This is a genomic window from Candidatus Nanopelagicales bacterium (genome assembly GCA_041393815.1).
Classification (GTDB): Bacteria; Actinomycetota; Actinomycetes; order S36-B12; family JAWKJK01; genus JAWKJK01.
On the sequence record JAWKJK010000001.1, the window covers coordinates 88,488 to 113,963 of the forward strand.

Sequence of the window (25,476 nt, forward strand, 5' to 3'; positions counted from 1 at the left end):
CTACCCGTCGGGGTCGAGGCGGTTGCGTCCCAGCCGCTCGTGCGCGTCCACCCAGTCCCCGGCCAGCACGGCGCTGCTCAACGACACCTCGCCGGCCAGGACCACCGCCGCCGCGATCTCGGCCAGCTTGTGCGCCTTGCCCGGGCCGTCGCACCCGAGCATCCGCAGGCACTCCTGCTGGGTGGCCAGCCCGGTGCCGCCGCCCACCGTGGCGACGATGAGCGCGGGCAGCGTGATCGACCAGTAGTAGGAGCCGTCGGGAAGCAGCTGGGTGTAGACGATGCCGGCGTGGCTCTCGGCCACATTGGCGACGTCCTGCCCGGTGGCGATGAACAGCGCGGCCAGCCCGTTCGCCGCGTGCGCGCCGTTGTTGGCCGACTTCACCAGGAAGTTGCCGGTCTGGCTGATCTGACGGCCCCAGAACAACGTGGTCGGGTCCACGCCCATGATGCTGCGCAGCAGGTCCGCGGGCAGGGTCGCCTCGGCCACGACTCGCTTCCCCCGCGTCCGCAGCACGTTGATCTCGGAGTGCTTCTTGTCCGTGTCGATCGCGCCGGACAGCAGGTAGCGCGGCGCGTCGGGGTGGTGGGCCCGGATCCACTCGCAGGCCGCCCAGGTCGCGCGCCCGACCATGTTCTGCCCGGCCGCGTCACCGGTGGTGTAGTCGAAGCGGAGGTAGCGCAGCGGCCCGACGGCGTACTGCTCGATCTCGAGCAGCCGGCCGATGCTGGTCGTCGCCTGCGCCGCGGCGGCGATGTCGTCGTGGTGCTCGACCACCCAGGCGCCGAACTCCGCGGCCTGCAGGGCGTCGTCGAACACGAACACCGGCGCCCGCTGCATCCGGTCGTCGACGACCGTGGCCCGCACCCCTCCGGCCTCGCTGAGAAGCCGCATGCCGCGGTTGTAGGACGCGACCAGCGTCCCCTCGGTGGTGGCGAGCGGGACGTAGAAGTCCCCCTGCGCGTGCTGGCCGTGGATGCGCAACGGCCCGGCCAGGCCGATCGGCACCTGGGCGACGCCGGTGAAGTTCTCGATGTTGCCCGGCAGCGTGGCCGGGTCCAGGGAGTACGACCCGACATGGTGCAGGTCGGCCCCGGTCTCCTCCCGCACGAACTCGCGCCGCCGCGCCGCCAGCTCGTCGGTGTGGTCGGCGGTCCGGTCGCGCGGGACGGGGCGGCGGGTCGGCTCGCTCATGCGGCGGGACCCTACGCTGCCAGGGTGGGGACAACGCAGGGGCCGGTCGGGGGCGGAGCCGGGGGGCCGCGGGTCGGCCTGGTGCTCGGCAGCGGCGGCCTTGCGGGGACGGCGTTCCACGCCGGGGTGATCACCGCGCTGCACCGGGAGTGGGGCTGGGACGCGCGCACCGCCGAGGTCCTGGTCGGGACCTCGGCCGGGTCCACCTCCGCGTCGCTGCTTCGTGCCGGCCTGCCGCCCGCGGACTTCCTGCCCCGGATGACGGGGGAGCCGCTGTCGGCCGAGGGTGCCCGGATCATGGCGGGGATGCCGCCGGCGCTGGTGGCCCCGGCCCGGGCCTCCGCCGGCGGGTCGCGCTGGGCGCCGGCCTCGCCCGGCCTGCTGGCCCGCGCCGCCCGCCGCCCGTGGACCGTGCGCCCGGGCGCGTGGGTGTCCGCGCTGCTGCCCGAGGGGCGGGTGGGCACCGAGGACATGCGGGTCGGCTTCGCGGGCGTCTTCGAGGACTCGTGGCCGGACGAGGCGCTGTGGATCTGCGCGGTGCGCCTCGACGACGGCGCCCGGGTGGTGTTCGGTCGCGACGACGTGCCCGCCACCGTCGGGGAGGCCGTCGCGTCGTCGTGCGCCATCCCCGGCTACTTCGCTCCCGTGGTCGTGGACGGCCACCGCTACGTCGACGGCGGGGTGCACTCGTTCTGCAACGCCGACGTGGTGTCCGGGCTCGGCCTGGACGCCGTGGTGATCAGCGCGCCGATGTCGACCAGCGACCTGGTGCACGCCAGCCGCGATCACGTGTGGCGCTCGGTGGCGCGCGCCCAGCTCGCCGCGGAGGTCCGCCGGATCTTGCGGTCCGGCACCCCGGTCCTGGTGCTCCACCCCGCGGCGTCGGCCCGGGCGCGAATGAGCGGGGGCACGATGGACGCCGGACGCCGGCCGGACATCGCGCGGGAGACGGTGGAGACCGTCACCGCGGAGCTGCGTGCGGCGCACGGCCCGGTGCGTGACCTGCTCAGCGCGGCGCGCTGACCCCGGCCAGCGCGGGCGCTGACCGGGCGCCCCGCCTCACGACAGTGGGCGGCGGTAGCGGGTCGCCAGCGGCCACGGCGTGGTCAGGTCCAGTCGCCCCTCCACCATCCGGGGCAGCAGCTGCAGGTACAGCGCCACCAGCCCGGTCCACCCCGTCTGGTGGGACGCGCCCAGCCCCGCGCCGTCGTCGCCGTGGAAGTACTCGTAGAACAGCACCAGGTCCCGCCAGTGCGGGTCGTCGCGGAACCGGTGCGTCCCGCCGTAGACCGGCCGCCGGCCGGTCCCGTCGGGCAGGAAGACCGACACGATCCGCTCGGCCAGATCGACGGCCACCTCCCCGAGGGTGCGCTGGTGCCCGGAGCCGGTGGGGTGCTCGACCCGGAAGTCGGGACCGTAGTAGTGCGAGAACTGCAGCAGCGCGCGGATCAGGACGGTGTTGACGGGCAACCACACCGGCCCGCGCCAGTTGCTGTTGCCTCCGAACATCCCGGAGCGGGACTCCGCCGGCTCGTAGGACACGACGTACGTCTCCCCGTGGACGTCCAGCCGGAACGGGTGGTCCCGGTGCCAGCGGGAGAGCGACCGGATGCCGTACGGGGACAGGAAGCGGTCCTCGTCGAGCATGTGCTGAAGCACCCGGCGCAGCTTCTCCTCGTTGACCGCGGAGAGCAGGTGCAGCCCCTCCGGCCCGGTCACCCGCGGGTCGGCGATGCGGTCCAGCAGGTCGCGGTTGCGGCGCAGTTGGTCGTTGGCCTCCAGCGCGAGCTCGGGGTGCTCGACCATCAGCCGCTCGGGCACCGTTGCCGTGACCGCGAGCGGGAGCAGCCCGACCATGGAGCGCACCTTCAGCCGCATCGCCACGCCGTCGGGCAGCCGCAGCACGTCGTAGAAGAAGCCGTCCTCCTCGTCCCAGATCGCATCCCCCTGTCCGGTCTGCGCGTCGGTGGCCGCGGAGATCTGCAGGAAGTGCCGCAGGAACTTCAGCACGTAGTCGTCGTAGCTGTGGTCGTGCTGCGCGAGCTCCACGGCCATCTCGAACATGTTCAGCGCGAAGAAGCCCATCCAGGCCGAGCCGTCGGCCTGCTCCAGCCGGCCGCCGGTGGGCAGCGTCCGGGACCGGTCGAACACCCCGATGTTGTCCAGGCCGAGGAAGCCGCCCTCGAAGACGCTGCGACCCTCCGGGTCCTTGCGGTTGACCCACCAGGTGAAGACGAGCAGCAGCTTGTGGAAGGCCCGCCGCAGGAAGTCCAGGTCCGGCTCGCCGCGGGCGTGCTTGTCCTGGAAGTACATGGCGAGGGTGGCGAACGCGTGGACCGGCGGGTTGACGTCACCGAAGTTCCACTCGTACGCGGGGATCTGGCCGGACGGGTGCAGGTAGGCCTCGGACAGCATCAGCTCGACCTGTTCGCGCGCGAATGCGGGGTCCACCATCGACAGCGGCAGCACGTGGAACGCCAGGTCCCACGCGGCGAACCAGGGGTACTCCCAGGTGTCCGGCATGGACAGGATGTGGCGGTTGCGCATGTGCCCCCAGTGCCGGTTGCGCGCCCGCGGGTCCTCCTCGTCCAACCGCTCGACGGGCAGCAGCCGGCCGCCACGGTCCCGCAGCCACCGGTCGACGTCGTACTCGTAGTACTGCTTGGACCAGATCATCCCGGCGAGCGCCTGCCGCAGCACCGCGCGCCGGTCGGCGTCCAGCGACTCCGGGGTGATCGCCTCGTAGAAGTCGTCGGCCTCCGCCCGGCGGCGATCCAGGATCGCGTCGAAGCCGGCGCCGAACCACGCGCCGGGGAGGCCGCCGGTCTCGTCGCCCTCGACCAGGCGCACCCGCACCGCGGCCGACGCGCCGGCAGGCACGCTGAGCTCCCACACCGCCGCGGCCTTGGTGCCGACGCCGTCGGGGTTCACCGTCGGAGCGCCGTGCACGACGTGGTCGTGGATGCCGTCCTTGGGGTAGCGGTGGACCGGCCCGTCGTCGGGATGCAGCGACGTGTTGGACTCGTTGTCGCAGAACAGAAGTCGAGCGCCGTCGTCGACGACGAACGTGTAGGTGCCCAGCCGCGGGTGGTCGGCGAGGACGGTCCGGTCGTCGCTCGCTCGCATCGATGGGCGCGGTGCTCGGTCGCTGCGCCACCAGGTGTTGCGGAACCACAGCGTGGGAAGCACGTGCACCGTGGCGTCCGCCGGGCCGCGGTTGTGCACCGTGACCCGCATCAGCAGGTCGGTCGGGTCCGCCTTGGCGTACTCCACCTCGACGTCGAAGTAGCGGTCCTCGTCGAACACCCCGGTGTCGACGAGCTCGTACTCCATCTCGTCGCGGCCGCGGGCCCGGTTGACCCGGACCAGGTCGTCGTAGGGGAACTCGGCCTGCGGGTACTTGTAGAGCTGCCGCAGGTAGGAGTGCGTAGGCGTGGCGTCCAGGTAGAAGTAGTACTCCTTCACGTCCTCGCCGTGGTTGCCCTCGGCGTTGGTGAGCCCGAACAGCCGCTCCTTCAGGATCGGGTCGCGACCGTTCCACAGTGCCACGGCCAGGCACAGGTCCTGCCGGTCGTCGCTGACCCCGGCGATCCCGTCCTCACCCCAGCGGTAGGCCCGCGACCGGGCCTGGTCGTGGGTGAGGTAGCCCCAGGCGTCCCCGTTGTGGGAGTAGTCCTCCCGGACGGTGCCCCACTGCCGCTCGGCGAGGTACGGCCCCCAACGGCGCCACGGCACCCCGGACCCGTCGGCCTCGGCCAGCCGCGCCTCCTCCGCGGTGAGCGGGACGGGGGTCTCCGGCCGGGTCATGCCCGGATGGTGTCACTCCCCGCAGGGCCCGACCAGCGATCCCGGATTCGGGACGTAGCCGTAGACCATGTTCGCCTTCGGAGTCGTCCAGCCCACGTCGATCGCGACGTTGATGAGCTCCTGGGTCTTCGCCGTCCAGCGCACCGGGCTGCCGGCCTCAGCGGTGAGGATCACGTTGTAGCCGGCGCCGGACCGGTTGCGCACTTTCACGTCCTTGCGCAGGCAGCCCCGATTGCCGGTGAACTGCACGTAGTCCGCGGCCGCGAGGTAGGCCCGCGCGACGACCCGCCAGCGACCACCGCGCACCACCACGTACCAGGCCGGTGCCGGGGTGGCGGGGAAGTTGCGGGCGAAGCAGAGATACCCGTCGCAGCTCGCACCGGTCACCCGGGCCCACGCGGCGGTCTGGTTGTTCCACGGCCGGCGCACGACGGCCGCGACGCCGCCGGGACCCTGGCCGGACACGTACCGGCGCGCGACGGCGTAGCGCTTCTGCTTCAGCGCGAGCACGAACCGGGTGGCGACGGTCGCCTTGCTCGGACCGGTCACGGTCGGCACCGAGGCGGCCGCGACCGTGGGTCGGGCCCGACCGGTCGTCTCCGCCCGGTCCGCCAGGTCCGCCTGCGACGCGGGCGCCGCCGTCAGCACCAGCGCCGGGACGAGCGCGGCCACCACCAGGATCCTGCGCATCCGGGTCACCTCCCGAGGCTCCTGCTCCTACCTCGGGCCTACGCCGCGGGCGCGGTCGGATCCAGGGGCGGAGGTCCCCGCCGCTGCGCCGGGGCATCCGTCTGCCTCGCAGCGCCCGTCGCCGCCGCCGGCGCCGCGCGTGGACCCACCCGGACACCCGGCAAACCCGGCAACGAGGCCCGCCCGTCCCTACGATGGCGAACGGCGAAGGAGGTGCCGGGTGAACCTGGAGAAGGTCATCTTCGGCTTCTTCGTCCTGCTCGCCGCGACCCTCAACTTCGGCTTCTTCATCGGCGACATCGACCGGGTGGAGCTGCACAACCCCTACGAGCTGTTCGCCGCGGTCGCGGTCAACCTGATCGCGACCGTGCTGAAGTTCGGCGACCGCACGCAGATGGGCGCGGTGCACCTGGCGACCAGCCTGGTCGCCGACCTGCAGCTCATCGCCGCCTCGGTGGTGTGGGTCTACTCGTCCAACGTGTCCCCCGGTGGCCTGGACGCGGAGTCCATGGCCGCGGTCGTGTCGCTGTCCGGCGGGGCGCTGTTCGCCAACATCGTCTCGGTGATCCTGCTGGTGACCGAGACGGTGTCCTACCGGCGCCGCTGATCGTGGGGCGAGGCACGGCATGAGCGGGTCGGCGCCGGTCACCACGGCCACCCCGGTCAGCATCGCCGCGTCCTCGGCCGCGGTGTTCGTGGTGCTGCGGCGGATGCGCGCCCCCCTGATCGTGCTCATCGTCATCTTCACCGTGAGCATCGTCGGGCTCACCCTGATCCCGGGGGAGTCGCCCGACGGCCCGTGGCGGATGGGCTTCTTCGACGCGTTCTACTTCATGAGCTACACCGCCACCACGATCGGTTTCGGAGAGATCCCCGAGGCGTTCAACGACGCCCAGCGGCTATGGGTCACCGGGATGATCTACCTGACCGTCGTCGGCTGGGCGTACGCGATCGGCACCATGCTCAGCCTGCTGCAGGACCGGTCGTTCCGGCACGCGCTGTCCGTGCGGCGCTTCCGCCGGCGGGTCGCCCGGCTGCGCGAGCCGTTCTGGCTGATGGCCGGGCACGGCCAGACCGGTGAGGCGATCGGCATGCGGCTGGACGAGGCCGGGCGGCGGTTCGTGGTCGTCGACCTCGACGAGGACCGGGTGCACGTGCTCGACCTCGGCTCCTACCGGGCCGACGTGCCGGGGATCGTCGCCGACGCGCGCAACCCCGAGGTGCTCGGGGTCGCCGGACTGGCGCACCCGTTCTGTGAGGGCGTGCTGGCGATCACCGACGACGACGAGGCCAACCTGGCGGTCACCATGGCCGCCGGTGTGCTGCGCCCCGACATCCCGGTGATCGCGCGGTGCTCCTCACCGGCCGTGGCGCACCGGATGCACACCTTCGCCACGCCCACGGTCATCAACCCGTTCGACCGGTTCGGCGATCACCTGCGCATCGCCCTGCGGGCGCCCACCGAGGAGCAGCTCGCGACCTGGCTGACCGCGGAGCCGGGGACCCCGCTCCCGGACCGGCACGAGGCACTCGGCCACGGACGGTGGGTCGTGTGCGGCTACGGCCGCTTCGGTCGCGAGGTGGTCAAGGACCTTCGCGAGGACGACCTCGACGTGGTCGTGGTCGAGCCGGCCCCGGTGTCCGACGACCCGGGGATCGTCGTCGGCGACGGGACGGAGCCGCACGTCCTCGAGGCGGCGGGCGTCGCTGACGCCGCCGGTTTCGTTGCCGGCACCGACAACGACACCACCAACCTGTCGCTCATCGCCGCGGCCCGCCGGGTCAATCCGGGCGTCGCGATCGTGGCGCGGCAGAACCAGCGCACCAACACCGACCTGTTCGCCGCCATGAACGTCGACCTGCTGATGGTCCCGCAGGCCGTCGTCACCCAGGAGGCGCTCGCGCACATCGCGGCGCCGTTCCTGTGGCAGTTCCTGCAGGAGGTGCAGCACCGCGACGAGGCCTGGTCCGCGGCCTGGCTCGAGCGGCTGGTCGACTGCTGCGGCAACGGCTCCCCGGAGCTGTGGACCGTCTCGCTGACCATGGCCGGGGCCCCGGCGGTGGTGCGGCGGATGCGCGACCGCGAGGTGCGGCTCGGGGACCTGCTGCGCGACCCGCAGGACCGGGACTCCGCGCTCGCCGCGCTTCCGCTGATGCTCGCGCGCGGCAGCGCGTACGACCCCGAGCCCGCGGCCGACGCCGCCCTGACCGTGGACGACGTCGTCCTGATGGCCGGTCGCGGCACGGCCCGCCGGTCGATGGAGACGACGCTGGTCGTGGACACCGCGGCGGACTACGTGCTCACGGGGGACGTCGTCCCGTCCAGCTGGGTCTGGCGCAAGCTGGCCCGTACGCCCGGTCCGGGCCGCTGACGCGAGGGGATGATCCGGTCGTGAGCAGCACCGGCAGGACCGTGCGGTCGATGGTGCTGGCGTTCCTCGGTCTGGCACTGTTCGTGGCCAGCCTGACGGTGCTGTTCCTGTCCATGCGCGCCGTCATGGACATCGGCGGCTACTGCGCCAGCGGCGGCCCGTACGAGATCAGCGCCACCTGCCCCGGCGGCACCGGCTGGGCCGTGCCGCTGTCGATCCTCCTCGGGATCGTGGCGGTGTTCGTCTATCTGCTGGGCTCGATCCGGCTGCCCGGTCCCCGTCTGGTGCTGCTGGCGTGGCCGGCGCTGTTCCTGAGCCTGGGCTGGAACTTCTGGGCGTACGGGCTCAACCCGCCCGGTGTCGAGGACGGTCTGGCGTGGTCGTGGATCATCTGCGGCGTCCTGTTCTGGGCGATGGGCGGGCTGCCGCTGCTCGCGCTGCTGAGCCCCGCCGCGTTCCGGGCCACCTTCTGGGCGGATGCCCCGTCCGACAGCTCGGCAACGGTGAGGGGGTCGTTCGTCGCGGGGATGCCGCCGGTCCGCCTGACCCGGGCCGGCCGCGCCGCCGTCCACCCGGGCACCTCACCGTCCCCAGCCGCCGCGGACCCGACGACCCCGCCGCCGCCCGTGACCGAGGACGACGTCGCGGGCGCGCTGGAGCGGGTGGCCCGGCTGTACGCCGAGGGGGCGCTCAGCGACGACGAGTTCCGCCGGGCGAAGGCCCGCATCCTCGGAGGCGATGATGGTTCCTGACTCGAGCACCGGGTGGAAGGCCGCGATGGTGGTGCTGCACGCGGTCGCGATCGTCGTCGGCCTGTGGGCCGGCCTGTGGGCGTACTCCGCTCTCGTCTCGTGACGGGGCGCGGATGAAGACCCCCTGGCTGTCGCGCGTCGTCGGCCTGCTGATCGCGGGCCTGGCCATCGGTGCCGCGGTGCTGCTGTGGCTGGTGGTCGCCGAGGACCTGCCCATCAACACCCCGACCCCCGTCGAGGAGTTCGTGCTCGGCCGGTTCGACATCCTCTACACCACCGACCCGCCGCCGCCGCGCTACTTCTGGGGTGCGATCGCCGTCGCGGCTCTGGCGACGTCCGTGGTGGCGACGGTCGACTGGTTCTGGGCGCGGCGGTGGCGGCACGCGAACCGGCCCCGGCAGACCCCGCTCGCCCCCAAGCTCGTCATGGCGCAGACCCACGGGGTGTTCCTCGGCGAGGTCACGGTCACCACCCTGATCCCGGCGCACAACGAGCAGGACACCCTGCGCGAGACGCTGCCGGCGCTGCTGGCCCAGTCCCGACCCCCGGACCGGGTGATCGTCGTCGCGGACAACTGCACCGACGACACCGTCGCGGTGGCCCGGTCCTTCGGCGTCGAGGTGTTCGAAACCGTCGACAACACCGACAAGAAGGCCGGTGCGCTCAACCAGGTCCTGGCCTGGCTGCTGCCCGAGCAGGGCCACAACGACGTCGTCCAGGTGATGGACGCCGACACCGCCCTGGACCCCGGCTTCCTCGAGCACGCCGTGCGCCGCTTCACCGACGACCGGGCGCTGATGGCGATCGGCGGCGTCTTCTACGGCGAGCCCGGCGGCGGGCTGCTCGGACTGTTCCAGCGCAACGAGTACGTCCGCTACGGCCGCACGATCCGCCGTCGCCGGGGCAAGGTGTTCGTGCTCACCGGGACCAGCTCGATGTTCCGGCCGCTGGCGATGCGGACCGTCGCCGAGCACCGCGACGTGTCCATCCCCGGGGTCCCCGGCCAGGTCTACGACACGCTGGCGCTGACGGAGGACAACGAGATCACCATCGCGCTGAAGAGCCTCGGCGCGCTGATGGTCTCCCCGGCGCAGTGCCGCGTGGTCACCGAGATCATGCCGACCTGGGGCGACCTGTGGCGGCAGCGGATGCGGTGGCAGCGCGGCGCCGTGGAGAACATCGGGGCGTACGGCCTCACGCCCGCAACGGCCCGCTACTGGGCCCAGCAGATCGGGATCGGATACGGGACCATCGCGCTGGCCGCCTACCTCGCGCTGATGTTCGTGCTCGTGTTCGCCGCGGACACCTGGATCTGGTTCCCGTTCTGGCTGGGCATCGGCCTGGTGTTCGTCGCGGAGCGGGTGGTCACGGTCTGGGCGGGGGGCTGGCGGGCGCGGCTGCTGGCCGTCACCCTCTTCCCCGAGCTCTTCTACGACCTGTTCCTGGACGTCGTGTTCGTCGCCGGGCTGGTCGACATCACGCTGAACCGGCAGGCCCGCTGGGGCCACGTCCAGCGCGCCACCGCCGGTGCGGGTGCGTCGGGACCGGGGGCCGGCAGATCGCGAGAGGGGGCGTCGTGACGGGCCTCGATCCGACCGCCCTCCTCGCCGGGATCCTGTTCCCCGCCGAGTGGCTGACCAGCGAGTGGTTCGCGGTCTGGGCCTCGTTCGTGGCGCTCAACACGCTGCTGTACGTCACCCTCGCGGTCGCGAAGATGCTGCCGAAGGTGCACCCGGCCGACCTGTGGTTCCGGCTGCGCGGCGGGCGCAACCGGCGCCGCGAGACCCGGTCGATCTACCCCGACGCCCCGGTCTGACTCGCGCCGCCGGCCTGGTCCGCGCCGCCGGTCGGCCGCAGGGTCGCCACCTGGTCGCTGAGCCGCCGGATCTCCGCGCGCAGCTCGCCGATCTGCTGCGTCAGCGTCGACACGTCGGAGGGCAGCGCCTGCACCTCGGCCGGCAGCTCGGCCGAGGCGTCGTCCTCCTCGCCCTGGGCCCGGCGCGCCTCGGTGGCGACCTTCTCGTCCTCGGCGTCCTGCTGCGGGGTGATGCGGAAGAAGCTGGCCAGCGAACCGGACAGCACACCGAGGATCGCGATGCCCGTGGTCATGATGACCACGCTGGCCCAGCGGCCCACGTCGGTGACCGGCACGATGTCGCCGTACCCGACGGTCGTCAGCGTGACGTAGCCCCACCACAGCGAGGTCCCGAAGGAGGAGAACTCGGGGTTGACGGCCTCCTCGGCGGAGTAGGCGACGGCGGAGGCGCTGACGACGATGAGCGCGCCGAAGATCGCGACCCGGCCGATCCGCTGGAACAGCCGCCGGGCACCGCGCACCACGATCAGCGCGCGGCCGAGCCGGGCCAGCCGCAGGATGACGATGAAGCTGCCCGCGTGCACGCCGGGGATCAGGTACCACGGCGAGGTCAGGATCACGATCGCCAGGTCGAACCGCCCCAGCCAGGTGCTGGTGTAGCGCACCAGCAGGCGCTCGTGGACCACGAAGTCGGCGACGAACACCAGCCAGGTCCCGATGCCCAGGACGTAGGTCAGCCAGTGGTTGGGCCCCGGGGCCATCACCAGGGGGAGCAGTGCGGCCAGGACGATCGGCAGCCGCATGTAGCGGTCCCAGGTGGCCAGCTTGCGGCCGTCGCCCTTCTTGCGCGGCCGGGCCCCCTGGACCTCCAGGCCGGCGACGTGCACCGTCGTGGGGGGCAGGGGACCGTCGCTCACGCCGAACCATCCTGCCCGCGCCCGCGCCGCCGCCCCGGCAGCGACGCGCTCCCGCGCCGAAACCGTCGCCATCCGCGTCCGGACCGGGTCGGATGCGTCGGTTTCGGTGACCGCCGGCCCTACCGCGGGGGCCGCGGACCGGCGTACATCGGTGCCGTGGGGAGCCCGCGGCGACCCGCCGCGGTGCTGCCCGCTCGGGCGTGGAGGTGGTCCTCGTGCAGACACTCGACTTCCCCGCGGTGGACCGGTACGGGCCGGAGAAGGTCGTCTTCGTCACCGAGCCGAGCACCGGCCTGGAGGCGGTGGTGGTCATCGACAACGTCGCCGCGGGCCCGGCGATCGGCGGGACCCGGATGGCGCCGGACGTCACCGTGGACGAGGTGGCCCGGCTGGCCCGGGCGATGACGCTGAAGAACGCATCGGCGGGACTGCGCCACGGCGGCGCCAAGGCCGGGATCAAGGCCGACCCGCGCATGCCGTACGAGGACAAGGTTCGCCTGGTGCGCGCGTTCGGGGCGGCCATCCGGCCGCTGACCGACTACGTGCCGGGTCCCGACATGGGCCTGGACGAGGGGCTGATGGCGCACCTGCGCGACGAGTGCGGCCGCGCGGTCGGGCTGCCTGCGGTGCTCGGCGGCATCCCGCTGGACGAGCTCGGTGCGACCGGGTACGGCCTGGCGGTGGCGGCCGACGTCGCGCACGAGCTGGGTCTGGTCGACCTGGTCGGGGCCCGGGTCGTGGTGCAGGGGTTCGGCTCGGTCGGCATGGCCGCGGCCCGCTTCCTGGTCGAGCGCGGCGCCCGCGTGGTGGCGGTGTCGGACAGCCGCGGCGCGGTGGCCGACCCGACCGGCCTCGACGTCGCCGCCCTGGTGGCGCACAAGCGCAGCGGCGAGCCGGTCTCGACGTTCTCGGGCGGCGAGCAGGCGCCCGCGGACGACCTGGTCGCACACGACTGCGACATCTGGGTCCCGGCGGCACGACCGGACGTGTTCCACGGCGGCAACGCCGACGACGTGAAGGCGCGGCTGGTCCTGCAGGGTGCCAACATCCCGGCCACCGCCGAGGCGGAGGCGATCCTGCACGAGCGCGGCGTGGTGTGCGTCCCCGACTTCATCGCGAACGCGGGCGGCGTGATCTGCGCGTCCGTCGAGTACGCCGGTGGGACCGCCGGCCAGGCCTTCGCGGCCATCGCCGAGAAGGTGGCGACCAACACCCGGCTGGTGCTGGAGACCGCGCTGCGGGACGGCGTCGCGCCGCGGGTCGCCGCCGACGCGCTGGCCCAGGCCCGGGTCGAGGAGGCGATGACCTACCGGCGCGCGTTCGCCCGCGCCTGACGGCCGAACTCCTCGGTCGAGTACCGGGAGATCTCCAGCCCGCGCGGCCAGCTGCGCGGCACCATCCCGGCCTTGCGCCACAGCGCGTCCAGGAACCCCTCGGGGTCGGGCAGTTGCTTCCACACGGCGGGCAGGAACGTGCCGCGCTGGTAGCCCGCCTGCACCACCAGGCCATCGACGCCGGGGCGGACGATCTCCCGCAGTTCGGCCCACCCCGTCACCAGGACCGGCTCGGGCACCGACAGCACCGACACCTCCACGTGCAGGTGGTCGACCTCCGCGGCGGCCACCGGCGCGAACCGCGGGTCGGAGAACGCGGCGTCCTGGGCCCGGCGCGCCACGTCGAACCCCAGCGGGTCGGTCGCCACCAGGCTGCCGATGCAGCCGCGTAGCGCCCCGTCCCGGTGCAGCGTCACGAACGAGGCACGCACCTCGCGCAGCGCGGGGGTGAGGACCCCGTGCTCGGGGTGCCAGCGGCGGCCGGTGCGCAGGCCCTCGTCGATGGCGCGCACCGCCAGGTCCAGCGCGAGCTCGCGGTCGGTGTCGGACAGCACGGGCACCTCCCTTCCGGGCTCAGCGGCTCAGGCGCCCACGGCGAACGCGCCGTAGCCCACCACGCGGTACGGGTCCCCGGCGGTGTCGGCCGAGGTGCGCAGGTCGAGCAGCCGGACCCGGGTACCGTCGGCGGCTGCCAGCCGCAGCACCGCGCGCAGCGGTCTCGCGCCGCAGGCGTCGCGGTCGCCGATGTCGTCGGCGTCGACCCGGCACACGGCGTCGGCGGTGCGCGCGTCCAGCTGCTGCGCCACCCGCTGCGGCTCGTAGTGGGACAGATCGGTGCTCACCAGCAGCAGCGTCGCGGGGTCGTCCCACCACGGCCGCAACAGGTCCGCGACCGCCGGGGAGTCGCGACTGCCCACCAGCAGCGGCACGATCGGCACCCCCGGGAGCGCCTGCTGCAGGAACGGCACCTGCACCTCCAGGCAGTGCTCCGGCGCGTGGGCCCGGTCGTCGACCTCGACCAGCAGCCCGTGCTGCGGCGCCAGGTCCCGGCCCCGGGCGAGGACCGCGTCGCGCGCCGCGGCGTCGACCGTGGCGTCCCCGAGCGGTGTCTCCCACGCGTCCGCGGAGGACACCGCGACACCGGGCACGGGGACGTAGTGCGCGGGCCCCAGCAGGACGACCCGCTCCACCAGGCCCGCGAGCGCGGGCAGCAGCCGGTAGCCGACGCCGGCCGTGGGTCCGGAGAAGACGTACCCCGCGTGCGGTACGACCAGGGCCCGCATGCCGCTGGCGGACGCGATGTCGACGGGGCCCCGCGGGGCGGGCGCGGACAGGTACGCGGCGATGTCGGCGGTGAGCCGGCCGGGGTCGGCCGGGTAGAAGCGCCCGGCGACGGCGGCCGGGCGTACCCCCGTCATGAGCGGCCTCCCGTGCCGTGGTGGTCCCAGCCCGGATCGGCGAGGTGCACGGGGACCCGGCGCGGTCCCCATCCGCCGGGCGGTCCGTCGAAGATGCCGGCGATGCGGGTGCCGCACCCGGTGCAGCGGCCGTCGTCGGTGAGCCGGTAGTCGCCGATCACGTACCAGTCGCGCTCGATCACCACGGCGCCGCACCCCGGGCACATGGTGGAGCCGCCGAGCGGGTCGTGCACGTTGCCGGTGTAGGCGTAGCGCACCCCGTTGCCGCGCGCGATCTCGCGGGCCCGCGTCAGCGTCGCGGGGGGAGTGGGAGGGATGTCGCGCATCTTGAAGTCGGGGTGGAACGCGGTGAAGTGCATCGGTACGTCGGGGCCGACCGTCGCCACCACCCACCGCGTCATCCGGTCCAGCTCGTCGTCGGAGTCGTTGAGCCCGGGGATGAGCAGGGTGGTCAGCTCGGTCCAGATGCCGTGACCGACGAACCACTCGATCGAGTCGAGAACCGGTGCCAGGTGCGCGGAGCAGACCCGGTGGTAGAAGTCCTCCTCGAACGCCTTCAGGTCCACGTTGACGGCGTCGATGTGCTCGTACATCTCCGCGCGCGGACCGGGCGAGATGTAGCCGGCCGTGACCGACACGGTGAGCAGCCCGGCCTCGTGGCTGGCGATCGCCGTGTCGCGCGCGTACTCGTAGAAGATCGTCGGGTCGTTGTACGTGAACGCGACGCTGCGGCAGCCGAGGTCGAGAGCGGTGCGGGCGATCGTCGCGGGCGCGGCGGCGTCGGCCAGCGTGTCCGTCTCGCGCGACTTGGAGATGTCCCAGTTCTGGCAGAAGCGGCAGGTCAGGTTGCAGCCCGCGGTGCCGAACGAGAACACCGACGACCCCGGCAGGACGTGGTGGAGCGGCTTCTTCTCGATCGGGTCGACGCAGAACCCGCTGCTTCGGCCGTACGTCGTGAGCACGATCGTGTCGCCCTGGCGCCGGCGGACGAAGCACAGGCCGCGCTGGCCGTCGTGCAGGGCGCACGCGCGCGGGCACACGTCACACTGCAGCCGCCCGTCGCCCAGCGCGTGGAACGCTGTCGTCGGGTACGCCGACTCGCGCACTGCCGTCGCCATCGGGTGCACCTACTCCCCCGCGCTCGTCGCGCGGTCGGCGATGGGGACGTCCCAGTGGTGGATGTCGCGGGACACCAGGACGAAGCGGACGTGGGACAGCATCCGGTTGAGGTACTCCGAGCCCTCGCCGGTGGCCTCCGCCGCCTCCTGGGAGTCCCACACGGTCGACACCAGTGCGCGGTGGTCGTCGCGGTCGACCATCACGGTGGTGGAGACGTAGCCGGGCATGGTGCGCAGCACCGGCAGGATCTCGTCGCGGTACAGGGCCAGGGCCTCGTCGACCTTCCCCGGCACGATGCTGGCCTGGATGGTGCGGGCGTGCATGGTTCCTCCCCGCCCGGGAGCACCGCCCTCGCCCGGGGCGGCCTCCGGGCACTTCCAGTCTCCCCCCGTGGCGGGATCGGGGGAAGGGTCGCGGGTCGGTAGCGTCGTCGCCGTGACGGGACGCCCGGACGGGGGACGTGGCCTGCTGCTGGTCGCCGGCACCCTGCTGGTCGACGAGGTGCTCACGCTGCGCCGCCCGCCCGCCGCGGGCACCCAGCAGCGCGCCGTGGCCCGTCGGGTGTCCGGGGGCGGACAGGTGTGGCACACCGCGCGCGCCGCGGCGGTCGCGGGGGCCGACGTCGCCGTCACCGGGCACCGGGGTGATGACGCGGAGGGCGCGGAGCTGGCCCGCCGGCTCACCGCGCTGGGGGTCCGGGACGCGCTGGTCGCCGTCGGTCGGTCCCGCCGGGCCGTGGTGCTGGACTCCCCGCCGCACGAGCGGGCGATCGTGTCGCTGCCGGAGGAGGCCGCGGACGCGCTGCCGCCGCTGAAGGACGAGGACCTGCTTGCGCGCGTCGGGTGGGTGCACCTGGACGGGTACGGCCTGGACGCGCGGTGTGGTCGGCTGCTGCTGTCGCTGGCCTCGTGGGCCGACGCGCGCGGGGTGCCGGTGTCCCTGGAGCCGCCGTCCCTGGCCGGGCTGGCGGCCCGGCGCGAGCGGCTGCCGTCGCTCCCCCGGCTCTCGCTGCTGAGCGGTCGCCCGGAGGAGGTGTCGGCGGTCCTACCGCTGCTGGCCGCGTCGCCGCGGGTGGTCGTGGAGCACGACGGGCCGCGCCCGGTCACCTGGAGCGGTCACGCCGGTTCGCTGCGACTCCCCGTTCCCCGTCACGACGACATCGACACCCTGGGCGCGGGGGACCGGTTCACCGGCGGCCTGCTCGCCGCCGTGCTGCGCGGCGCGGACCCGGCCGCTGCGCTGCGTGCCGGGATCGAGGCTGCCGGCCTGCCCTGACCGTCCGTCAGGGCGGGTTCGTCAAGGCGGGTTCGTCAGGGCGGGTTCGTCAGGTCGGGTCGCCGCCGCAGGCGCGCCACACCAGCGCGGCCGCCCGGCGCGCCCAGTCCCGCGGCACCGGCCGACCGCCGAGGGCGAAGGCGTACCAGGACCCGGTCGGCAGGGAACCCGCCACGTCGAGGTCCGCGTCGGCGTCGAGCAGACCCGCCTCGACCCCGCGGTCCAGGCAGGACCGGATCCTGGTCCGCCGCGGGCGCACCAGGTGCTCGCGGTAGCGGCGGGCGAACCGGGGGTCGACGCCGTCCTGCAGCATGACGCCGGCAAGGGCCAGGGCCGAGGCGTCGGTGATGCAGTGCCGGAAGTGCTCGAGCTCGGCGACGAGGTCCTCGTACGGATCGTCGGTCGGCGTCGGGGGGTCGACTTCGGCGAGGGCCGCCACCGCGGACACGGCCAGGTCGAGCTTGGTCGGCCAACGTCGGTACACCGCGGCGCGCGTGGTGCCGGCATCCTCGGCGACCGCGGAGATGGACATCCCCTCCAGCCCGGAGACCGCCAGGCGGCGCAGCGCCGCGGCCAGGACGGCCGTGTCGATCGCGTCGTCACGCGGCCGACCCACCACGGGGGTCTGGCCGCGCCGCTTCGGCCCGGTGGCCGATCGCGCGGTGGTCACGCGCCGATCGTAGGGGTCGCGGATGGATACGCGACAGTCCTGTATTGCAATGTTCGGAGAGCCCGCCTAGGGTCGGCACCACTTCCGAGACGCAATTGCATCGAAAACTGAGGAGGATGGCGTGGTCGCCAGCATCAGCACCCAGGCACCGGCCAAGCGGGTCGTCATGGTGGTGTCCAACCCGTCGGTGTCGGCCCAGACCGGCTGGCCGATCGGCTTCTGGTGGTCCGAGCTCACCCACCCCTACTGGGAGTTCGTGGAGCGCGGGTACGAGGTCACGATCGCCAGCCCCGACGGTGGCGCGGTCGTGGCCGACGCGTACAGCGACCCCGAGGACCCCTCCGGCTACTCCGCGCACGACGTGGTCAGCCTGGGCTTCAAGCACAGCCCCACCCACCGGGCCCTGCTGGACGCCACCGTCCCCCTGTCGGACATCCACGCCCGTGACTACGACGGCGTCTTCCTGGTCGGCGGCCAGGCCCCGATGTACACGTTCGTGGACAACCCCGAGGTGCACCGGGTCATCGCCGAGTTCGTCGAGGCGGGGCGACCGACGGCGGTCGTCTGCCATGCGACCAGTGCCTTGCTCAAGGCGCGGACCTCCGACGGCCGGCTGGTCGTGGAGGGCAGGACGTGGACCGGGTTCGCGAACTCCGAGGAGCAGTTCGCCGACGACGTCGTCGGTCAGCGGATCCAGCCGTTCTGGATCGAGGACGAGGCCCGCGCGCTCGACGGGACCAACTTCGTCGTGCACGGCCGGTTCGTCCCGTTCGCCGTCCGCGACGGCAACCTCATCACCGGCCAGCAGCAGTACTCCGGTGCTGCCGCCGCCCGCCTCGTCATCGAGGCCCTCGGTGTCTGAGTCGGGCCGGACCTCACCGCTTCGGATCGCGGTGCTGGGTGCCGGACGCGTCGGCGGGACGCTGGGTCGCCGGTGGGCCGAACTCGGGCACGACGTCGTATTCGGGGTCCGGGACCCCGGGCGACCCCGCCCCGACCTCGGTCCGGCGCCGCTACTCGCGTCGCCGGCCGACGCGGTGCGCGGTGCCGATATCGTCCTGGTCTCGCTGCCGTGGGCCGCGACCGAAGACGTGCTGAGGTCCGTCGACGTCGGCAGCGCCGTCGTGGTCGATGCCACCAACCCGCTCGCCGCCGGCGCGCGCGAGCTCCAGGACGACCCCCGGCTCTCCGGGGCCGAACTGGTCGCCGGCTGGACCGGCAGCCGGCGGGTGACCAAGGCGTTCAACACCACCGGGTCCGCGAACATGGCCGACCCGCGCTACCTGGGTGCGACACCGGTGCTGCCCATCGCTGGCGACGACGCCGAGGCCAAGGTGTTGGTCGCCGAGCTGGCACGCTCGCTCGGCCTTGACCCCGTCGACGCCGGACCACTGGCGGCCGCGCGCGACCTCGAGCACCTGGCCGCGCTGTGGATCCGGCTGGCGTACCCGCTGGGCAACGGTCCGGACATCGCCTTCGCCCTCCTGCGCCGGACGCCGGCGGACGACCGATGAGCACGCCGACCGATCCGGCCACCACCTCCGACGGCTCCGGCTCCCGGCGGCTGCTCCGCCCGGTGGTGATGCGCGACCGCACCGCCGCGCACCGGGCGGCCACCCCGCTGGAGCTGCTGTTCGACCTGTGCTTCGTGGTCGCCGTCGCGGTCCTCGCCGCCGACCTCCACCACGGCCTCGCCGAGAACCACGCGCTGTCCGCCGTCGTGACCTACGCGGTCCTGTTCGTGCCGATCTGGTGGGCCTGGATGTCCTACACCTGGTTCGCCACGGCCTTCGACAACGATGACGTGCTCTTCCGCATCCTCACCCTCGCCCAGATGGGCGGGGTCCTCGTGCTGGCGGCCACGCTGCCCACCGCGGCGGCCGGCAACCCCGTCCCGTTCACGTTGGCGTACACCGCGATGCGGCTGCCGCTGGTCGTCCAGTGGCTTCGCGCCGCGCACGACGACTCCGCGCACCGGGTCTTCGCCCAGCGGTACGCGATCGGCACCCTCGCCGCCCAGGCGGTGTGGCTGCTGGCCCTCGCGGTCCCGCTGCCCTGGCGCCTGGCGGTCTGGGCGCTGGCGCTGGCGGTGGACCTGCTCACCCCGCCGTGGGCGGTCAAGGCGGCTCCGGGCCGGGTCTTCCACGTCGGGCACATCGCCGAGCGGTACGGCCTGTTCACCATCATCGTGCTCGGCGAGACCCTGCTCGCCGTCGCCGTGGGTGCCCGCGACGTCGTCGATGCCGGCACCGTCGACCTGACGTCCGTTACCATCTGCGCCGCGGCGCTCGTGATCGCCTTCGCCCTGTGGTGGATCTACTTCGACGCGCTCGGCCGCGAGGCGCTGGAGCGCAACCGACGCGCCGCGTTCGTCTGGGGCTACGGCCACCTGCTGCTCTACGCCGCCATCGCCGCCATCGGCGCCGGTGTGCAGGCGCAGCTCGACGACCACGGCGGTGAGCTTCCGGCCGGGGCCGCCTTCTTCGTCGCCGTACCCGCCGCGGTCGCGCTGGCCTCGATGGCGTGGCTGCAGCTGTCGGCGAACCTGAGGCGCGCCTCGGCCCTGACGCTGCTGGTCGCCTCCGTCGTGGTCCTCCTCCTGCCCGTGGTGCTGCGGTCGGCACCGGCGTGGGTGGACGCCCTGGTCGCCGCCGCCGTCGTGGTCGTGGTGGCCGTGGAGACCCGGGGGGCTGCCGCCCGCCGGTGACGACGTCGTACCCGGGCATGCCCGTGCCATGGCACGGGATCTCCTCTGACGGCGCCGGGCGCGTGGGCCTCCAGCCCGCTCGCTGCCGCCCGCGGGGCCCGCCGGCCCGCGGGCACTGGCGCCGAACCCCCTCGGCCGCCCCGCCCGCCGTGTAGGAAGGGACCGTGGCCGCCGTCGAGGTCGTGGACCTGGTCAAGACGTACGGGGAGCTCGCCGCCGTCGCGGGCGTGAGCTTCCGGATCGAGGAGCGTGAGGTCGTCGCGCTGCTCGGGCCCAACGGCGCAGGCAAGACGACGACGGTGGAGATCCTGGAGGGCTACCGCCGCCGCGACTCCGGGTCGGTCGACGTGCTCGGGTTCGACCCCGCGACGGGCGGCCGGGCCTACCGCGCGCGGATCGGCATCGTGCTGCAGGAGGCGGGGTTCGAGGACGCGTTCTCCGTACGCGAGCTGGTGCGCCTGCAGGCCGGCTTCTACCCGAGCCCCCGTCCGGTCGACGACGTGATCGAGATGGTCGACCTGGTGGACAAGGCGGATGCGCGGGTCAAGACGCTGTCGGGCGGGCAGCGGCGCCGGCTCGACCTGGCGCTGGGCATCGTCGGCAATCCCGAGGTGCTGTTCCTCGACGAGCCGACGACCGGGTTCGACCCGTCGGCCCGCCGCCGCGCCTGGGAGCTCATCGACCGGTTGCGTGACCTGGGGACGACGATCCTGCTGACGACGCACTACATGGACGAGGCCGAGCACCTCGCCGACCGGTTGCTCGTCATGGCCCGGGGTCTGCTCGTCGCCGAGGGCACCGCCGACGAGCTGGCCGCCGACGCCGGCGCGGAGACCCGCATCAGCTTCCAGCTGCCCACGGGACTGTCGGCGTCCGACCTGCCGTCGGTCGGGGCGGGCACGACCCTGGTGGGCGACGGGGTCGAGCTGCGGTCGCTCACCCCGACGGCCGACGTCCACGCGCTGACCGGGTGGGCCCTCGAGCGGGGCGTGGACCTCGTCGACCTGGGGCTGGCCCGGCCGGACCTGGAGGACGTCTACCTCCGCCTCACCGACGGGGCCGGATCCCCGGAGCTGCCGAGCGAGGGGGAGCCGGAGTCGTGAGCACCTCCGCGTCGGTGCGTCCGCCCGCCGCCGCGCCCGCCTGGCCGTCCACGACCGGCCTGGTCGTCCGGCAGACCCGGCACGACCTGGTCGGGATCCGCCGGACACCTGTGGTCCTGTTCTTCGCGCTGGCGTTCCCCGTCGGCTTCTTCATCCTGCTGGCCTCGGTCATCGGCAACGAGACCATCGACAGCAGGTCCGGCATCCGCTACGCGCAGTTCCTCGCGCCGGCGTTCGCGGCGTTCGGCATCGCGATGGCGACCTTCGCGTTCCTGGCGATCGGGCTCGCAGAGATCCGTTTCAACGGGGTGCTGCGGCGGCTGTCCGGGACCCCGCTGCCGGCCTGGGTCCTGCTCGCCGGCCGGGTGCTGGCGGGAACGGTGCTCGCCTTCGGATCGGTGCTGCTCCTCGTCGCGGTGGGGATGGCCTTCTACGACGTCCAGATGGTGTGGCGCACGCTGCCCGCCGTGATCGTGACCGTCCTCGTCGCGGCGATGTCGTTCAGTGCGCTGGGGCTCGCCGTGGCGGCCTGGGCCCCGTCGATGCAGGCGGCGACGGCCCTGGCGAACGGCATCGTGATCACGCTCGCGTTCATCTCCGACCTCTTCATCGTCGGCACGCTTCCGGGCTGGCTCGACACCCTGGGCTGGGTGTTCCCGCTGAAGCACCTGGTGAACGCGCTCGGCGACGAGTTCAACCCGATGCTCGACGGCAGCGGCTTCTACCCGGGGCACCTGGCCGTGATCGCGGCCTGGGGTGTCGCTGGCGCCGTCCTCGCCTGGTGGGGCGTCCGTCGCGCGGCCACGGGAGCCGGCGGCGGGGCGGCGGACCTCGGCACCGCGCCGGCGTCCGCATCGGGCCGGTCCGCGCGGTCGGCGACCCGAGACGGGACCCCGCGCCACACCGGGCGCGTACCCGTCGGCGGCCTGGTGCTGGACCAGGTGCGGCACGCGAACTCGGGCATCTGGCGGGACTGGAGCGCGGTCTTCTTCGGCGTCGGATTCCCGCTGCTGCTCGCGGTCCTGCTGACGACCGTGTTCGGCGGCAAGGAGGCCGAGACGGACGAGGGCGTACGGCTCGGCCAGCTGTTCGCGGCGACCATGACCATGTACGGCGCGGCCGTCATCTCGTACGTGACCCTGCCCGAGGGGCTGGCGGAGATGCGTCAGGCGGGCGTGCTCCGCCGCTGGTCCGGCACGCCGCTGCCCAGCTGGGCGCTGCTGGCCGGTCGGGCGGTGTCGGCGGTGTGGGTGGCGCTGGTCGCCATGGCTCTGGTGTACGCCGCCATGGTCCCGGTGTTCGGGGTCGTGATTCCGCCGACGTGGATCGTGGGCGTCGCGATCCTCGTCGTGTCCACCCTGTCGTTCGCGGCCCTCGGCATGGCGGTCGTGTCGCTGGTGCGGTCCACTCAGGCGGTGCTGGCGGTGTGCCTCGGATCGCTGATCACCCTGGCGTTCTTCAGCGACATCTTCATCATCGGCGCCCCGTTCCCCGACCTGCTGAACACCGTGTCCTGGATCCTCCCCCTGCGGCCGGCCGTGAACTCCCTGGTCGACGCCATGGCCGCGGACGCGGCGTTCCCGGCGCTGAACCCCGGCTGGATGGCCACGGTCATCGCGTGGGGCATCGCCGGCGTGGTCGTGACGATGCTGCGCTCTCGCGCGAGTCGCGGCACCGACTGAGCGCCCGCACCGTGCGCGGGCTCAGCCGAGGGCGCACTCCCCGCCGTCGCAGCACGGCTGGATGTAGTGGCAGCGCGGGCACATGTCCTTCCCGCCGCGGCGCTGGAGGTCGGCACTCTCGCAGGCCGGGCACGGCCCGGGGTCGCCCATCACGACGGCCACCGTACGCAGCGACGAGCGACATCTTGGGAAGGCGCGCATCCGGAAGGCGGCGCATCCGGATGGCGCGCTTCTGGATGGCTTGCTTCCGGATGGCGCGCTTCCGGATGGCGCGCATCTGCGACAGGCGCAGCGCGGGCGAACGCCTACCCGCCCGACCGTGACCCCATGACGCCGCGGCGGGACCGCCACGACATCACCGACCACCGGGATGCCGACGAGAGCAGCGACCCGATGCTCGCGAACGAACCGACCGACAGCACCGATACCGCCGACCCGACCGAGCCGATGGACAGCACCGACCCCACGGAGCCGATGGACAGCAGCGACCCCGTCGAGCCGATCGACAGCAGGGAGTCCCGGGAGCGGTAGGACCAGCGCGACGTGGACATGGGGCCATGCTCGGACATGGGCCCATGCTGGCGCAGGTACGGGCCAGCCGGGCGGTGTTCCGCGACGGGCGTGCGCGACAGGCTTCCGGGCCTCTGACCGTGCCAGCATCGGACGGTGGACTACTCCGAGGCGATGGACCTGCTCAGTCGGGTACTGGAGGCCGTGGGTGCCGCGATCATCGTCGCGGGAATGGTGTTGGCGGCGGCGACCGGTGCCCGTGCCTACCGGGCGGCCTCGCTGCAGCAGCGGTCCGGCGGGCCGCTCAACCTCGCGGCGGGGGATGGCTCGCGTGGCTCGTCCGGCGCAGACGGTGGTCCCACGTCGGGGTCGTCCGGCCCGGCCGGGGGCACGGGGCCGGGTACGGCCGCCTTCGTCGTCGCCCGGCGGACGCTGGGCCGCGGCATCCTGCTCGGCCTCGAGGTCCTGGTCGGTGCGGACATCATCCGGACCGTGGCCGTGTCGCCCACCTTCGACAGCGTCATCGTGCTGGGCCTCGTGGTGCTCATCCGCACGTTCCTGAGCTTCTCCCTGTCCGTCGAGATCGACGGCGCCCCGCCCTGGCGCCGGGCGAAAGGGGCTGCCGCCGCGGCGAGTCGGGAGTAGGCCGGTCACGCCGGGTCGACCGGAGCGCAGCCGGGCCCGGGATGTCAGCAGGTGGGCCAGGGGCGTCGGGCAGGTGGGCCCGGGACGTCAGCGGGCCCCTCGAGCTCATACCTCGAGGGGCCCACGGATGCTGCGAGGGTGGCACGAGCAGGTCCGCGAGCGGCGCAGGCGCGCCGACGCTGCCGAGAACCGGGGCCATGTCCCACCCGAGGCCGTGCCCAGCAGGAGTTCCCGGAGCCGGCCCATCAGGAGCGCCCGGAGTTGGCCCGTCGGGAGCTTCCGGAGTTGGCCCGTCGGGAGCGCTCGGAGTCGGCCCATCGGGCGCGCCCGGAGGAGCCGCGGGGGTACCTCCACCGAGGTCCGTTGCGCCCACCCATGAGCGGTCGCGGAGCAGGGTTGCCGCCGAGCCATGGGCGTCCACAACGGGCTTCCGCGGTCCCGCGGGAGTGTCTGACCTCCGCCGTAGCGTCGGGTCATGGCCGATCACCTCACCTTGGTGTTTGACGTCCGACCCGAGTCCTCGCCGACCGCGCCCGGTGGGACCGGCGCTACCCGCCGCGCGGGCGCATCCCTCGTCCGTCCGCGCCGCGTCGACGCGCGTGATGCCGAGGCTGACGTCGGTGGCCCTGATCTCGGTGGCCCTGACCACCTCGGCGGGGCTGACGGGGCCGCCGCTGATGCGCTGGGCGCCGATGTGCCTGCCGTCGATGTGCCTGCCGTCGATGTGCCGGGTGTCGATGTGCTGGATGACGGTGCGTTGGAGGAGCTGGTGGTGGGGGAGGCGGGGCGGATCGCGGCGGCGACGTGTGCGTGGCTGCTGCATCTGGGCGAGTTCGACCGCCGGGCGGTGTGGTCCCACTCCTTCGGGGTGCGGTCCACGGCGCACTGGCTGTCGTGGCGGTGCGGGATCGGGTCGGGCACGGCGGCCGAGCACGTGCGGGTGGCGCGGGCGCTGAGGCGGATGCCCAGGACGGTGGCGCAGTTCGCGGCGGGCCGGTTGTCGTACTCCCAGGTCCGCGCGGTCACCCGCGCCGTCGACGAGGTCGGGGAGGACACCCTGCTGGACCTGGCGGTGCAGTGCACCGGGGCGCAGGTGGAGCGGCTGGTGGCCGGGCTGCGCCGCTCGCTGCGCCCGCAGGAGGAGTCCGCGCGGCACCGGGCCCGGGAGGCCCGCTGGTACGTCGACACCGACGGCATGGTCGTGCTGAGGGCGCGCCTGGCCGGGGAGGAGGGGCGCTGGTGGTGGCCGCGTTGGACGCCGCCTACGCCACCGCCCTGAACGAGCCGGACCCGGCCGAGCCCGGCGATGAGGACGACGGGCCCACGAGGGGCGCACGACGGGGCGCAGGACGGGCGCACGGCCGGCACGGGGAGCGGGCGGTGCGGTCCCGCGCGGACGCGGTGGTCGCGCTGGCCCAGGCCTACGCCGACGCCGTCGCCGACGCCGCCGGGGTCGACCCGACCG

26 protein-coding genes are annotated in these 25,476 nt (G+C 73.5%); 15 read left to right on the plus strand and 11 right to left on the minus strand.

From position 1 onward, the window contains the following. Complete coding sequence (locus R2737_00380; protein MEZ5114693.1) at positions 1 to 1,194, minus strand: hydroxymethylglutaryl-CoA reductase; 1,194 nt, start codon at positions 1,192 to 1,194, stop codon at positions 1 to 3. Between the two features lie 24 nt (positions 1,195 to 1,218). On the opposite strand from R2737_00380, the gene R2737_00385 reads away from it, so the two are divergent. Next, positions 1,219 to 2,217 carry a patatin-like phospholipase family protein gene (locus R2737_00385; GenBank protein MEZ5114694.1) on the plus strand — a complete coding sequence of 333 codons (999 nt, stop codon included), beginning with the start codon at positions 1,219 to 1,221 and terminating at the stop codon, positions 2,215 to 2,217. Positions 2,218 to 2,253: 36 nt separating this feature from the next. On the opposite strand, the gene R2737_00390 is transcribed toward R2737_00385, so the two are convergent. Both R2737_00390 and R2737_00395 read right to left on the minus strand, forming a co-directional pair. After that, entirely contained in the window at positions 2,254 to 5,001 is a 2,748-nt protein-coding gene (locus tag R2737_00390) for a hypothetical protein (GenBank protein ID MEZ5114695.1), read from the minus strand. A gap of 12 nt (positions 5,002 to 5,013) precedes the next feature. Next, positions 5,014 to 5,691 carry a hypothetical protein gene (locus tag R2737_00395; protein ID MEZ5114696.1) on the minus strand — a complete coding sequence of 226 codons (678 nt, stop codon included), beginning with the start codon at positions 5,689 to 5,691 and terminating at the stop codon, positions 5,014 to 5,016. 220 nt (positions 5,692 to 5,911) lie between these two features. Here R2737_00395 and R2737_00400 point away from each other — a divergent pair, with 220 nt between their 5' ends. The 5 genes from R2737_00400 (at position 5,912) to R2737_00420 (ending at position 10,631) form a co-directional block, all read left to right on the plus strand. Beyond that, positions 5,912 to 6,298 carry a DUF6394 family protein gene (locus R2737_00400; GenBank protein MEZ5114697.1) on the plus strand — a complete coding sequence of 129 codons (387 nt, stop codon included), beginning with the start codon at positions 5,912 to 5,914 and terminating at the stop codon, positions 6,296 to 6,298. A gap of 19 nt (positions 6,299 to 6,317) precedes the next feature. Further along, on the plus strand, positions 6,318 to 8,063 hold the full coding sequence (locus tag R2737_00405; protein ID MEZ5114698.1) for a potassium channel family protein: 1,746 nt from the start codon (positions 6,318 to 6,320) through the stop codon (positions 8,061 to 8,063). A gap of 20 nt (positions 8,064 to 8,083) precedes the next feature. Next, positions 8,084 to 8,815, plus strand: coding sequence for an SHOCT domain-containing protein (locus tag R2737_00410; GenBank protein ID MEZ5114699.1), 732 nt, complete (start codon positions 8,084 to 8,086; stop codon positions 8,813 to 8,815). A gap of 113 nt (positions 8,816 to 8,928) precedes the next feature. Further along, the gene (locus R2737_00415) at positions 8,929 to 10,395 is read left to right on the plus strand and encodes a glycosyltransferase family 2 protein (GenBank protein MEZ5114700.1); all 1,467 of its coding nucleotides are present in this window, start codon (positions 8,929 to 8,931) and stop codon (positions 10,393 to 10,395) included. Beyond that, positions 10,392 to 10,631 carry a hypothetical protein gene (locus tag R2737_00420; GenBank protein ID MEZ5114701.1) on the plus strand — a complete coding sequence of 80 codons (240 nt, stop codon included), beginning with the start codon at positions 10,392 to 10,394 and terminating at the stop codon, positions 10,629 to 10,631. The genes R2737_00415 and R2737_00420 overlap by 4 nt, the downstream gene beginning before the upstream one ends. Here the strand turns inward: R2737_00420 and R2737_00425 are convergent. After that, positions 10,610 to 11,548: an ion transporter gene (locus R2737_00425; GenBank protein MEZ5114702.1), complete on the minus strand. Its 939-nt coding sequence runs from the start codon at positions 11,546 to 11,548 to the stop codon at positions 10,610 to 10,612. The genes R2737_00420 and R2737_00425 overlap by 22 nt on opposite strands. Before the next feature lie 215 nt (positions 11,549 to 11,763). Between R2737_00425 and R2737_00430 the strand changes: the two genes are divergently transcribed. Continuing rightward, on the plus strand, positions 11,764 to 12,882 hold the full coding sequence (locus R2737_00430; GenBank protein MEZ5114703.1) for a Glu/Leu/Phe/Val dehydrogenase: 1,119 nt from the start codon (positions 11,764 to 11,766) through the stop codon (positions 12,880 to 12,882). On the opposite strand, the gene amrA is transcribed toward R2737_00430, so the two are convergent. From amrA to R2737_00450, 4 genes are read right to left on the minus strand one after another with little or no spacing between them, the layout of a single operon-like run. Continuing rightward, positions 12,855 to 13,436 (minus strand): AmmeMemoRadiSam system protein A, encoded by a 582-nt coding sequence (gene amrA, locus R2737_00435; GenBank protein ID MEZ5114704.1) that lies wholly within the window; start codon positions 13,434 to 13,436, stop codon positions 12,855 to 12,857. The genes R2737_00430 and amrA overlap by 28 nt on opposite strands. 27 nt (positions 13,437 to 13,463) lie before the next feature. Then, on the minus strand, positions 13,464 to 14,300 hold the full coding sequence (gene amrB, locus R2737_00440) for an AmmeMemoRadiSam system protein B (protein MEZ5114705.1): 837 nt from the start codon (positions 14,298 to 14,300) through the stop codon (positions 13,464 to 13,466). Continuing rightward, positions 14,297 to 15,418: an AmmeMemoRadiSam system radical SAM enzyme gene (gene amrS / locus R2737_00445; protein MEZ5114706.1), complete on the minus strand. Its 1,122-nt coding sequence runs from the start codon at positions 15,416 to 15,418 to the stop codon at positions 14,297 to 14,299. The genes amrB and amrS overlap by 4 nt, the downstream gene beginning before the upstream one ends. 9 nt (positions 15,419 to 15,427) lie before the next feature. Next, positions 15,428 to 15,742: an antibiotic biosynthesis monooxygenase gene (locus R2737_00450; protein ID MEZ5114707.1), complete on the minus strand. Its 315-nt coding sequence runs from the start codon at positions 15,740 to 15,742 to the stop codon at positions 15,428 to 15,430. A 112-nt stretch (positions 15,743 to 15,854) separates the two neighbouring features. Here R2737_00450 and R2737_00455 point away from each other — a divergent pair, with 112 nt between their 5' ends. Further along, positions 15,855 to 16,694, plus strand: a complete 840-nt coding sequence (locus R2737_00455) for a carbohydrate kinase family protein (protein MEZ5114708.1) — start codon at positions 15,855 to 15,857, stop codon at positions 16,692 to 16,694. A gap of 49 nt (positions 16,695 to 16,743) precedes the next feature. Here the strand turns inward: R2737_00455 and R2737_00460 are convergent, their stop codons facing one another. Then, on the minus strand, positions 16,744 to 17,364 hold the full coding sequence (locus R2737_00460; protein MEZ5114709.1) for a TetR/AcrR family transcriptional regulator: 621 nt from the start codon (positions 17,362 to 17,364) through the stop codon (positions 16,744 to 16,746). Positions 17,365 to 17,485: 121 nt separating this feature from the next. Here R2737_00460 and R2737_00465 point away from each other — a divergent pair, with 121 nt between their 5' ends. The 5 genes from R2737_00465 (at position 17,486) to R2737_00485 (ending at position 22,856) form a co-directional block, all read left to right on the plus strand. Continuing rightward, positions 17,486 to 18,226 (plus strand): type 1 glutamine amidotransferase domain-containing protein, encoded by a 741-nt coding sequence (locus R2737_00465; GenBank protein ID MEZ5114710.1) that lies wholly within the window; start codon positions 17,486 to 17,488, stop codon positions 18,224 to 18,226. Continuing rightward, the gene (locus R2737_00470; GenBank protein MEZ5114711.1) at positions 18,219 to 18,878 is read left to right on the plus strand and encodes an NAD(P)-binding domain-containing protein; all 660 of its coding nucleotides are present in this window, start codon (positions 18,219 to 18,221) and stop codon (positions 18,876 to 18,878) included. The genes R2737_00465 and R2737_00470 overlap by 8 nt, the downstream gene beginning before the upstream one ends. Then, entirely contained in the window at positions 18,875 to 20,071 is a 1,197-nt protein-coding gene (locus R2737_00475; protein ID MEZ5114712.1) for a low temperature requirement protein A, read from the plus strand. The genes R2737_00470 and R2737_00475 overlap by 4 nt, the downstream gene beginning before the upstream one ends. A gap of 164 nt (positions 20,072 to 20,235) precedes the next feature. Continuing rightward, the gene (locus R2737_00480) at positions 20,236 to 21,174 is read left to right on the plus strand and encodes an ABC transporter ATP-binding protein (GenBank protein MEZ5114713.1); all 939 of its coding nucleotides are present in this window, start codon (positions 20,236 to 20,238) and stop codon (positions 21,172 to 21,174) included. Continuing rightward, positions 21,171 to 22,856, plus strand: coding sequence for an ABC transporter permease (locus tag R2737_00485; GenBank protein ID MEZ5114714.1), 1,686 nt, complete (start codon positions 21,171 to 21,173; stop codon positions 22,854 to 22,856). The genes R2737_00480 and R2737_00485 overlap by 4 nt, the downstream gene beginning before the upstream one ends. A 21-nt stretch (positions 22,857 to 22,877) precedes the next feature. On the opposite strand, the gene R2737_00490 is transcribed toward R2737_00485, so the two are convergent. Together R2737_00490 and R2737_00495 are read right to left on the minus strand one after the other, a co-directional pair. Further along, entirely contained in the window at positions 22,878 to 23,009 is a 132-nt protein-coding gene (locus tag R2737_00490) for a hypothetical protein (GenBank protein ID MEZ5114715.1), read from the minus strand. A 152-nt stretch (positions 23,010 to 23,161) separates the two neighbouring features. Beyond that, a complete protein-coding gene (locus R2737_00495; GenBank protein ID MEZ5114716.1) occupies positions 23,162 to 23,425 on the minus strand; it encodes a hypothetical protein in 264 nt (87 codons plus the stop codon). A gap of 97 nt (positions 23,426 to 23,522) precedes the next feature. Between R2737_00495 and R2737_00500 the strand changes: the two genes are divergently transcribed. Both R2737_00500 and R2737_00505 read left to right on the plus strand, forming a co-directional pair. Beyond that, on the plus strand, positions 23,523 to 24,011 hold the full coding sequence (locus R2737_00500) for a DUF1622 domain-containing protein (protein ID MEZ5114717.1): 489 nt from the start codon (positions 23,523 to 23,525) through the stop codon (positions 24,009 to 24,011). Between the two features lie 739 nt (positions 24,012 to 24,750). Beyond that, the gene (locus R2737_00505; GenBank protein MEZ5114718.1) at positions 24,751 to 25,290 is read left to right on the plus strand and encodes a DUF222 domain-containing protein; all 540 of its coding nucleotides are present in this window, start codon (positions 24,751 to 24,753) and stop codon (positions 25,288 to 25,290) included. The last annotated feature ends 186 nt before the right edge of the window (positions 25,291 to 25,476 follow it).